At 55.9% G+C, this 9018-nt stretch carries 11 protein-coding genes; all 11 read left to right on the plus strand.

Going from position 1 to position 9018, the window contains the following annotated elements; translation table 11 throughout:
* Positions 1 to 29 precede the first annotated feature (29 nt).
* The gene (sctJ, locus tag DFP90_RS21860; protein WP_115939544.1) at positions 30 to 836 is read left to right on the plus strand and encodes a type III secretion system inner membrane ring lipoprotein SctJ; all 807 of its coding nucleotides are present in this window, start codon (positions 30 to 32) and stop codon (positions 834 to 836) included.
* Positions 833 to 1486: a hypothetical protein gene (locus DFP90_RS21865; protein WP_115939546.1), complete on the plus strand. Its 654-nt coding sequence runs from the start codon at positions 833 to 835 to the stop codon at positions 1484 to 1486. Before sctJ ends, DFP90_RS21865 begins: the two co-directional genes overlap by 4 nt.
* Positions 1473 to 2168 carry a type III secretion system stator protein SctL gene (gene sctL / locus DFP90_RS21870; RefSeq protein WP_181905515.1) on the plus strand — a complete coding sequence of 232 codons (696 nt, stop codon included), beginning with the start codon at positions 1473 to 1475 and terminating at the stop codon, positions 2166 to 2168. Before DFP90_RS21865 ends, sctL begins: the two co-directional genes overlap by 14 nt.
* Positions 2152 to 3486: a type III secretion system ATPase SctN gene (gene sctN / locus DFP90_RS21875; RefSeq protein ID WP_115939550.1), complete on the plus strand. Its 1335-nt coding sequence runs from the start codon at positions 2152 to 2154 to the stop codon at positions 3484 to 3486. Before sctL ends, sctN begins: the two co-directional genes overlap by 17 nt.
* Complete coding sequence (gene sctO / locus DFP90_RS21880; protein ID WP_115939552.1) at positions 3483 to 3968, plus strand: type III secretion system stalk subunit SctO; 486 nt, start codon at positions 3483 to 3485, stop codon at positions 3966 to 3968. Before sctN ends, sctO begins: the two co-directional genes overlap by 4 nt.
* Positions 3965 to 5110, plus strand: a complete 1146-nt coding sequence (locus DFP90_RS21885; RefSeq protein WP_115939553.1) for a FliM/FliN family flagellar motor switch protein — start codon at positions 3965 to 3967, stop codon at positions 5108 to 5110. The genes sctO and DFP90_RS21885 overlap by 4 nt, the downstream gene beginning before the upstream one ends.
* Positions 5110 to 5766, plus strand: a complete 657-nt coding sequence (sctR, locus tag DFP90_RS21890; protein WP_115939554.1) for a type III secretion system export apparatus subunit SctR — start codon at positions 5110 to 5112, stop codon at positions 5764 to 5766. The genes DFP90_RS21885 and sctR overlap by 1 nt, the downstream gene beginning before the upstream one ends.
* A gap of 12 nt (positions 5767 to 5778) precedes the next feature.
* Positions 5779 to 6048, plus strand: a complete 270-nt coding sequence (gene sctS, locus DFP90_RS21895; RefSeq protein WP_115939555.1) for a type III secretion system export apparatus subunit SctS — start codon at positions 5779 to 5781, stop codon at positions 6046 to 6048.
* Between the two features lie 6 nt (positions 6049 to 6054).
* Entirely contained in the window at positions 6055 to 6894 is an 840-nt protein-coding gene (sctT, locus tag DFP90_RS21900) for a type III secretion system export apparatus subunit SctT (RefSeq protein WP_115939557.1), read from the plus strand.
* A complete protein-coding gene (locus tag DFP90_RS21905; RefSeq protein ID WP_115939559.1) occupies positions 6884 to 7906 on the plus strand; it encodes an EscU/YscU/HrcU family type III secretion system export apparatus switch protein in 1023 nt (340 codons plus the stop codon). Before sctT ends, DFP90_RS21905 begins: the two co-directional genes overlap by 11 nt.
* Positions 7907 to 8126: 220 nt before the next feature.
* Entirely contained in the window at positions 8127 to 8921 is a 795-nt protein-coding gene (locus tag DFP90_RS21910; protein ID WP_115939561.1) for a sigma factor-like helix-turn-helix DNA-binding protein, read from the plus strand.
* Positions 8922 to 9018: the final 97 nt, after the last annotated feature.

Genomic DNA, 9018 nt, shown 5'->3' on the forward strand with positions numbered 1-9018 from the left:
CTTCCCATCGCGACGAGGAGCATGAATTGATGCGTTTGGACCGATCCTGTTGGAAAAGGCTGTTGCTTGGGACATTGCTGGCAATCCTGATGTCAGCCTGTCAGGTCGAGCTGTACGGAGATCTCAGCGAGAATGAGGCGAATGAGATGATTGCCCTGCTTCAGCGGAGTAGTATTTCGGTTGAGAAAAAAGTGGGCAAAAAGCAGTCGGTCTCCCTTTTGATCGCGGAGGCGGATTTTGCGCGCGCGATGGAGGTGATGAAGCGGCATGGACTGCCGCGCAAACGGTTTTCCAACCTGGGGGAGGTGTTCAAGAAGGAAGGCATGGTGTCCTCCCCGACCGAGGAACGCGCCCGGTTCCTGTATGCCAGAAGCCAGGAACTGTCCCAGACGCTGAATGATATTCAAGGCGTATTATCAGCCCGGGTTCATGTTGTCCTGCCGCAAAAGAAAAACGTAAACGGAGAGGCGGTTTCTGCGTCGGCATCCGTGTTTATCCGGCATCGCGCGGAATATTCCTTTGATGCCTATATCCCAAAGATAAAGCGGCTGATCAGCAACGGCATTGAGGGGCTGAATTACGAAAATGTCGCGGTCGCGCTGTTTCCGATTGAGTTTGAAGAGATGCCGTCCGACCGTTCGACCATCAGCCAATACGGGCTCTGGTTATCGGAAGAGAGCGTCTGGCGTCTTCATCTGATGCTGCTGCTGGCGATGCTCGCTGGAATGCTGGTTGCCGCCGTGGCGGCTGCAGGCATCTGGCTGTGGCGCGGGCGGCAGGGAAAATCCGCCGCCAACGACAATCCCTCCGCCCCAGAGCAGAGAGAGGCGGCATGAATCTTTCCGGTGACCTCCGAAGCTATTATGCAGAGCGGCCGGACCTGTTCAGATCTGTGCTGGCATTCAACTGCATGCCCGCAGCTTATGCGATGCCTGAACGGGCTGCGCATATTTGCGGAATGGAAACGGATCACTTTGTTCAGCTCTTGCGGAAAGAAGGCGGCGTCGCCGCCTTGTCCCGTCGGTTGATCGCCCTCCTTCCGGGATTGGCATCGGTGGATTTCGACTTTCGCCCGCCGCTTTCCAGGCTGGCTCTGCGCAGTGCAGGCGAGATGATGCGGGTTTTCAAAGTGGCGGGCCTGATCCTGGCCCGAAGCAAGCTGGCGAGCCTGCTTGATGGCGCGAGTTTAAGGCAACTTGCAAATGAGAGTGGTGTTGGCATTGAAGATATCGCCCATGCCCTTCAGTCAGGTGAACAGTCTGACGCCCTTGAGGCTTTTGGCTCCGTGGAAAATCTGTCTCTGGCTCAGATCGTGTCAGACTGTTTTTCCGCCTGGATGATTGCGCAGTCGGCGGCGATCCGGGACAGGGCTGTTTTGAAATTCCATGAATCCGAGCAGCCGGTCAGCTGTTCCCACTTCCGGCAATCGCTTTTGGCGGTTGAATTGGCGGCAGGCTCATTGGGGATGGGGTATGACGATGGCTGATGATGCCAGCGGGCTGGATGCCCGGCTGCAATTGATGGGCCCCGTGATCAGCCGCCAGGCCCATGCGGCCTATCTGAATGGAAATGAATATCTCAGTGAGGCCCAAACAAGGGCAGATCAGCTGATAGAGGATGCCCATACGCTTCGGGAGGAGATTTTTGAGGAAGCCCGGCAGGCGGGTTTTGCGCAAGGTGAGGCGGACCTGCTGAGGCGTATCCAGGCGAATGCGGACTGCCTCCAGGAAAAGCTTCTTCAACTGGATAAAGTGCTGCCCGGTATCATCATCACCTGCATCAGGAAAATTGTCGGCCAATGGGACGATGCCGAATTGGTGAAGGCCATTGCGTCGGAAACGCTTGAGACATTGCGGGCGAAAAACCGTCTGGTCCTGAGGGTTGCCCCCTCTGTTATGCCGGATGTTCAGGCCTGGCTGTCGTCCCGGGCGGCATCGGATCATGGGAAACAGATCTCTGTAGTGGTGCCCGATCAGGGAATGGAGGTGAGTTCCCTGGTTGTGGAGACGGAAGACGGTTTGCTCGATGCCAGTTTCAATGTCCAGCTTTCAACATTGAAGACGGTTCTGGAACAGCAGGCCTGCCATGGCAAGGGAGGTGAATTCCAAGATTGCCAGGGCAACCGGGGCACCAGCGGGGAAGGGGTGGAACATGGAATGGCCGGCTGAGCTTTCCGAGCTATCTTTTCCGCTCGATACGGATTTGCGTGAGGTGCAGCTGCGCCATCAATATGGCCGCGTGACCCAGGTTGTCGGCACGGTCATCCATGCCGCTCTGGCGGATGCCAGGCTGGGGGATTTATGTCAGCTGAGCAGTGCGGATGCGACTTTTTCCCTGGAGGCGGAAGTTGTTGGTTTTCAAGACAGTATTGCTTTGCTGACGCCCATTGGAGACATGCGGGGGCTTTCTTCATCCATTCGGGTTTCATCCCTGGGCCGGCCCTATGCGGTTCCTGTGGGGGCCGGTCTGTTGGGGAGGATATTGGACGGCATGGGCCGCCCGATGGATGTCTCAGAAAAGGGCCGGTTCCAATGCGAGGCTGAACAGCCGGCCTATGCGGATGTGCCCCGGCCGCTTGATCGCCGGATGATCGACCGTGCCCTGCCCATGGGGGTGCGCGCCCTTGATGGCATGCTGACCTGCGGCGAGGGGCAGCGCATCGGCATTTTCGCAGCGGCCGGCGGCGGCAAGTCGACCTTGCTCTCCATGCTGGTGAAAGGTTGCGCGGCCGATGTCATCGTCCTGGCCCTGATTGGCGAGCGTGGGCGCGAGGTGCGGGAGTTTGTGGAGCATCAGCTGGGGGCCGATGGCATGGCGCGTTCGGTCCTGGTTGTCGCCACTTCCGACCGGCCGGCAATGGAACAGGTCAAAGCCGCCTATACAGCCACGGCTATCGCGGAATATTATCGGGAGCAGGGGCTTAAGGTGGTTCTGATGATGGACAGCGTGACCCGGTTCGCCCGGGCGCAGAGATCCATCGGCCTTGCCGCGGGGGAGCCGCCGACCCGGCGCGGATATCCGCCGTCCGTGTTCGCCCAGCTGCCGCTGTTGCTGGAAAGGACTGGCCAGTCCGCCAAAGGGTCGATCACAGCATTCTATACGGTCCTTGTTGAAGGCGATGACATGAATGAGCCGGTCGCGGATGAAACGCGTTCCCTGCTTGATGGCCATATCATCCTTTCGCGGGAACTGGGGGCGGCGGGCCATTATCCGGCAATTGACGTTCTGTCGAGCGCAAGCCGGGTCATGCAGATGATCACAGCCGAAGAACACCGTTCCAATGCCCTGTCCGTCAAGGAGATGATGGCCAAATTCCGGGAGGTGGAGCTGCTGGTTAAGGTCGGCGAATATCAGCAAGGTGCCGACCCCCTGGCAGATCTTGCTATTGCGCGCATTGATGCCATCAACGGTTTCCTGCGACAGCGGACAGATGATTTCACCCCGTTTGAAGAGACAATCGGTTCTTTGGCGGAGTTGGCGGTATGAAGAATGTCATGACTGTCCTGGAGGGACTGCATTCCCGCCGCGAGAAACGATTGCTCAAGGATTTGCAAAATGTCGTTGCCCTTTTGGAACAGGCACGGGCGGCACAGGCTGAGGCGGACCAAGCCCTGCAGCGTTTCGGCGTGGAGCGGGAACAGCGCATTCAAGCGTTAACGGCAGGTTTGCTGGGACATGAAGTGGGGCTGAAGGAAGTGGAATGGTTCCGCTTTCAATGGGAAGAAATCCAAAACGAGGGATTGCGACGGAAGGCGGCCGCGCAAGAGGCGGCCGAGCGCGTTTTGCAAGCGAAAGAGCGCGTGGAGGAAGCCCGGCAAGCCCATCATGCCGCGTCGCGGAAACGTACAAAAATTCAAGAGATAAGCCTTGAGATTTCCAAGGAGCTTAAGTCGCAGGCGTGCCAGGCTGCCGAGAGACAGGAAGAGGAAGCGCTGGAAAGCCTGATCAGCTTGAAAGGAGGCGCATGATGGTCATTGGCGCCATGCATCCGCCAGACAGCCAGATTGCCGGTTCCGCAGTCCCTTTGGAGGCTGGGGATTTCCTCGGTCTGCCGAGCGAGGATCCGACGCATTCTGAATTGATATACCGGATGAATGCCGTTCGGGTTCCCATGGATATCCTGGGCGGGCGCTTCCAGATTAACCTGATGCCTCACCGGCCCTGTTCCGACATCCATTATCAATCGGGATTGGAGGCAAGAGGGCAATCCGGCCGTTTGATGCTGGACAGAGGGCTGGTGGCTCTCTGTCTGAGATTTTTTGATTCGGCGGTTGATTGGCATGGGCTGCCGGAATCCGTGACGCAAGTCGCACTGGATGCGGTGTTGCTGGGACTTCAGAACTGGCTTTTCGAAAAAACCTCGCTGGACCTTCGATTGCGTCTTTCAACCGGGGTTCAGGAGGAAACGGAAAGCGAAAACGCGACTGTCCGGGGCGCTTTGCTGGTGGTCAGTGCCGGGGATCGGATTATTGGATCGGCCACGATTGAGGGCGACATGGCGTTCTTGGGGGCCGTGATGGGGGCGATTGACCAGTTCATGCCCTTATGCACATCGCCCCTTCCGGGTTTGTCCTTTCCCGCGAAAGCCGTCTTCCGCATGCGGCAACTGGATCTTGGAACATTTCGTTCCCTCTCATGCGGGGACATTCTGCTTGCGGGGCCCCATGCGCTGGAACGATGTGAGCTGATATTGCCCTGGCTGACAGCCATATGCGCGGTCGATGACACAAGGCTGATTGTCTCTGAGCTGATAAGGAAAAGACAAATGTCTCCTGATGAAGAAGAACTGGGTGCGGTATCTGAACAGTCATCATCCCCGGAAAATGAAATTCCGGCCCCGGGGGATAGGGCTGGTCAGGCAGCGGCTGATCATGGTGACGAATTGCCGCTCAATCCGAAAGAGATACCGGTAAACATCACCGTGGAGTTGGCTCAAATCCAGCTTTTGCTCGCGGATGTCGAACAGATCGGACCGGGGTATGTGCTCGAAATCGGTCAGAGTTTCAATGATATGGTGCAGGTTAAGGCAAATGGGCAGCATTTGAGCAGCGGCGTCCTCGTGCGTTTGGGGGATCAGCTTGGCGTGCGGCTTGTTGGAGACCTGGAGTGATGGAAGGCCATTTCGATCCGGTCCCGATTCTGATCCTGCTGATGATGATGGGGCTTGTCCCCTTTGCGATCGTGATGACCACGTCATTTGCGAAAATCGTTGTTGTGCTTTTTTTGTTCCGACAGGCCCTGGGGCTTCAGCAGGCCCCGCCAAACATGGTGCTTTATGGCACGGCGCTGATCTTGACGATTTTCATATCGGCTCCTCTGTTTAAAGAGATTGCAACGACTGTGGCTTCGCAGAATGAAGCCGTCACCATGGATAATCTCAGCGGAATTCAAAACTCCATCTCACTCGCGACAGAGCCGATCAAAGGGCATTTGAAACATTTGGTGAAAGAAAGCGAGTTCTCGTTTTTCAGTGAAACCGCCAAGAAAATGTGGCCTGCGGACATGGCGGAAGCAACGGAGGCCGATAGCCTGCTTCTGCTTGTCCCCGCATTCATGGTTTCCGAATTAACCAGGGCGTTTGAGATTGGCTTTATGCTCTATCTGCCTTTCATCGCGATTGATTTGATTGTGTCCAATCTGCTGTTGGCCATGGGGTCGATGATGGTCTCGCCGATGATGATCTCTTTGCCGTTGAAACTGTTCCTGTTTGTCATTGTGGACGGATGGAACCGCCTGTTGCACGGATTGGTGCTAAGCTATCAATAAAGGAAGAAGGCAATGACGGAAGAAACGCTGGTTTATTTTGGTTACCAGACTGTGCAGATCATTCTTTGGCTGTCCCTGCCGCCGATCCTGGTCGCCACCGGGGTCGGGCTCGCCGTCGCGCTTTTTCAGGCCCTGACGCAGATTCAGGAACAAACGCTGGTATTTGCTGTGAAGCTTGTCGGCGTGACTATCACCTTGATGATTCTCGTTCCCTGGATCGGGGATCAACTGATCTCATTCCTGGACCGGCTGTTGGAGAGTTTTCCCTATCTGACGCGGTGACGGCATATGGAAGACACGATTATCCCCCTGCTGCATGAGTTATTCGGTGGCGGCGGCCAGATGGATCTTTCCAGGATTGTCGGAGGGGTATTGCTGTCAAGCTGCCGGCTGTTTGCTTTCATGGCGATCACGCCGATTTTCCAGCGCGCCATTGTCCCGCCCGCAATTATGGGAGTCTTGGGATTCTCGCTTGCGCTGATGGCATTTCCGAGGGTCTGGGGGGCATTGAGCCATGCGGTATTCATGGATATGTGGTACATGGCCTCGATCCTGGCCAAGGAAATTCTTCTGGGGCTTCTTATAGGGATGGTCGCTGGCTTTCCATATTGGGCGCTTGAAACCGCAGGCACGGTTATTGATACGCAGCGCGGGGCCTCTGCCGGCTCCACCAGCAGCCCGATCACCCAGGACGAAGTTCAGCCGCTCGGCGCTTTCTTCGGTTTTCTCTATCTGATCTGGCTATTCATAAGCGGGGCTTTCGATCTGTTGCTCGGGATCGTTTATGACAGTTATCTGGTTTGGCCCGTTCTGTCGTTTTTTCCGGATTTGGCCGCCCGGGATGCCGTGTTTTACCTGGATTTGCTGGATAATATGATGGAGCTGGCCCTGATCATTGCCGGCCCGATCATGCTGATGATGTTCCTGAGCGAACTGGCCCTGGTCTTTGTCACGCGGTTTGCGCCTCAGCTCAATGTGTTTGTTCTGGCGATGCCTATTAAAAGCGGTATCGCATTTCTCATCATCCTGATGTTTTTGCCGGGCCTTTTTGCGGTGATGGAAGACGGTTTCGAATTCCAGCGCGCGCTTATCAGGGATCTTTTCGGGATGTTCTCTTATGAGCGGTGAAAAAACGGAAGACCCGACGGAGAAACGAAAACGGGATTCTCGCAAGAAGGGGCAGGTCGCACAGAGCAAGGATTTTGTCATGGCGTGCGGCATGGCGGCGACCTTTGCCTATTTCATGATCCAATGGGACAGCCTGCTGAACCAGATGTCGGAGTTTCTGGACTATGTCACCATTGTTTATACAACTCCGTTTGACGAAGCGCTGGGACTGGCGACCGAGGCTTTTTACAAGCTGCTGCTCACGGTGATCGGGCCCTTTCTGGCTCTGTCACTTTTGTCTGTGCTTCTCCCCGGTTACATGAGTGTCGGCTTTCTTTTCTCCCTGGAACCGGTGATGCCGAAAATGGAAAAGCTCAGCCCGGTTTCAGGCGTCAAGAAAATCTTCAATATGAAGAATTTGCTGGAATTCATAAAAAGCCTGTTGAAGCTCTCAATTCTGATTGTCACGTCCTATTTGGTCGTGACGGGGGCAATGCAGTCGATCATGTGGATCCCGGTGTGCGGCAAGGAATGTTTGCGCGCTGTGTTCCGCCAGTCTGTCTTTGAACTGTCGGTGGTGACGTTGGTTGTGTTTTTGGTCATTGGCGTGATTGACCTGAAACTGCAGCAGGCCCTGCACAACAAGTCCCTGAAAATGTCCAAAGATGAGGTAAAACGCGAATATAAGCAAAGCGAAGGCGACCCGATGATCAAAGGGCAAAGAAAACAGATCGGTCGGGAAATTGTGGAAAAAGGCGCGAAGATGTCTGAGGCCTGCATGGTGATTTTCGGCGGCGGCGCGGTTGTTGCGCTTAAATATGTCGCCGGTGAAACGCCATTGCCCCAGGTGATTGGGAAAGGCCAGGATGATACGGTCCGCATGTTGCTGGCCAAGGCGCGGAAGGCGGGAGTTCCCCTGGTCAGCGATCCCAAGCTGGCGCGCGATATTTTTTCAAACGTGCCAAATGGCGAATTCATAACGTCTGAATATGTCGGTCCGGTTGCTCAGCATTTGGCAAGAAATAAGGTCTGACCTTTCGGCTCCCTTATAATCCAAAGCTATCGAATTATAGTGCACGGGTCATTCAGCCAGCTTGTCAGATGATGAAGCATAGTCAGGTTGTGGGCTTTTAGGCGATCGTGAAAGGGGCTGATTGAATGAGGCTGCCGCGTAAGCCGTCTGAAAGCGTGTTGTTGGAAGAATGCCGGAAGGGGCAACGCCTTGTCCCAGCGGGAAAGGGTGACCCCGCCCCATGATCAAATTGTTCAAAAATGCTATCACTATTTTGCTGCAGGCGCATCCGGTCGGAACGACGCGATGCGGATTTATGGCATCTAAGGCCAAGCCGGACAGCTTGACCGGCCCATCCGTTGAGAATGATGCCTGTCTGGAGGTTCCGGGCCTGCCTCCCGGGTGCGGTTCCCACCTTGTGCCGGAAGAGCGGGCTGCTTTGGGGCAGGCTGCAGAGACCTTTTGTGACGCGATGGTGCTGACTGCCATCCGGACAGGTGACAAGAAGGCCTTTCGTCGGCTGGTGCAGGGCCATATCGGCGGGACAGTCGCCTTGGCCAGGCTTTTTGTCACTCATCAGTCCGACGCGGAATGCATTGCCCGGGAGGTCTTCCTCAGGGTGTGGAAAGAGGCGCGGCGGTGGCGCGGGGGAGAACCGAATTTTTCCGCCTGGCTATGCCGCCTGACTCTGGAATGTGCCATGGATCACCGGCGCCGGATGAATTTTCCGGCACCCGATCAGCCGGGCGGCGCCCATGATGCCGGTTCGGAAATTGCTTTTGGATTTTCGCCAGCGAGATTCGAAGGCAGTCTCGGAAAAGCGACGGGCGCCCTGTCAGACAGGCAGCAGATGGCGTTGGCCTTATTCTACCAGGAAGGCCTGACGGTGACTGCTTGCGCGGAGGTTATGGGAATAAAGGTGAGGGCGGTTGAATGCTTGTTGAAGCATGCCCGCCGAGAGCTGTTTCAAAGCCTGGCGGTCAGATCGGAGGGGCAGCGCAACGAGGGCCGGCTGAAAGAAGCCGCCATCATTTGATGTGTAGTAGTCGAGACTCCGTCTGACAGTTACCGGCTTTGACGCGGTGTTCTGTCAGGTCAGGTTCAGTCTACGAACTTTTCCTTCCAGATTGGTT

Origin of the sequence: Aestuariispira insulae, assembly GCF_003385955.1 — a bacterium.
In the GTDB taxonomy this organism is placed as follows: domain Bacteria; phylum Pseudomonadota; class Alphaproteobacteria; order UBA8366; family Aestuariispiraceae; genus Aestuariispira; species Aestuariispira insulae.

What these genes read in the sequence shown, in the direction of transcription:
- sctT (WP_115939557.1), top strand. Translation starts at nt 6,055, where the DNA reads ATGGAAGACACGATTATCCCCCTGCTGCATGAGTTATTCGGTGGCGGC.
- sctJ (WP_115939544.1), top strand. Translation starts at nt 30, where the DNA reads ATGCGTTTGGACCGATCCTGTTGGAAAAGGCTGTTGCTTGGGACATTG.
- sctR (WP_115939554.1), top strand. Translation starts at nt 5,110, where the DNA reads ATGGAAGGCCATTTCGATCCGGTCCCGATTCTGATCCTGCTGATGATG.
- sctO (WP_115939552.1), top strand. Translation starts at nt 3,483, where the DNA reads ATGAAGAATGTCATGACTGTCCTGGAGGGACTGCATTCCCGCCGCGAG.
- sctL (WP_181905515.1), top strand. Translation starts at nt 1,473, where the DNA reads ATGACGATGGCTGATGATGCCAGCGGGCTGGATGCCCGGCTGCAATTG.
- sctS (WP_115939555.1), top strand. Translation starts at nt 5,779, where the DNA reads ATGACGGAAGAAACGCTGGTTTATTTTGGTTACCAGACTGTGCAGATC.
- DFP90_RS21905 (WP_115939559.1), top strand. Translation starts at nt 6,884, where the DNA reads ATGAGCGGTGAAAAAACGGAAGACCCGACGGAGAAACGAAAACGGGAT.
- DFP90_RS21910 (WP_115939561.1), top strand. Translation starts at nt 8,127, where the DNA reads ATGATCAAATTGTTCAAAAATGCTATCACTATTTTGCTGCAGGCGCAT.
- sctN (WP_115939550.1), top strand. Translation starts at nt 2,152, where the DNA reads ATGGAATGGCCGGCTGAGCTTTCCGAGCTATCTTTTCCGCTCGATACG.
- DFP90_RS21865 (WP_115939546.1), top strand. Translation starts at nt 833, where the DNA reads ATGAATCTTTCCGGTGACCTCCGAAGCTATTATGCAGAGCGGCCGGAC.
- DFP90_RS21885 (WP_115939553.1), top strand. Translation starts at nt 3,965, where the DNA reads ATGATGGTCATTGGCGCCATGCATCCGCCAGACAGCCAGATTGCCGGT.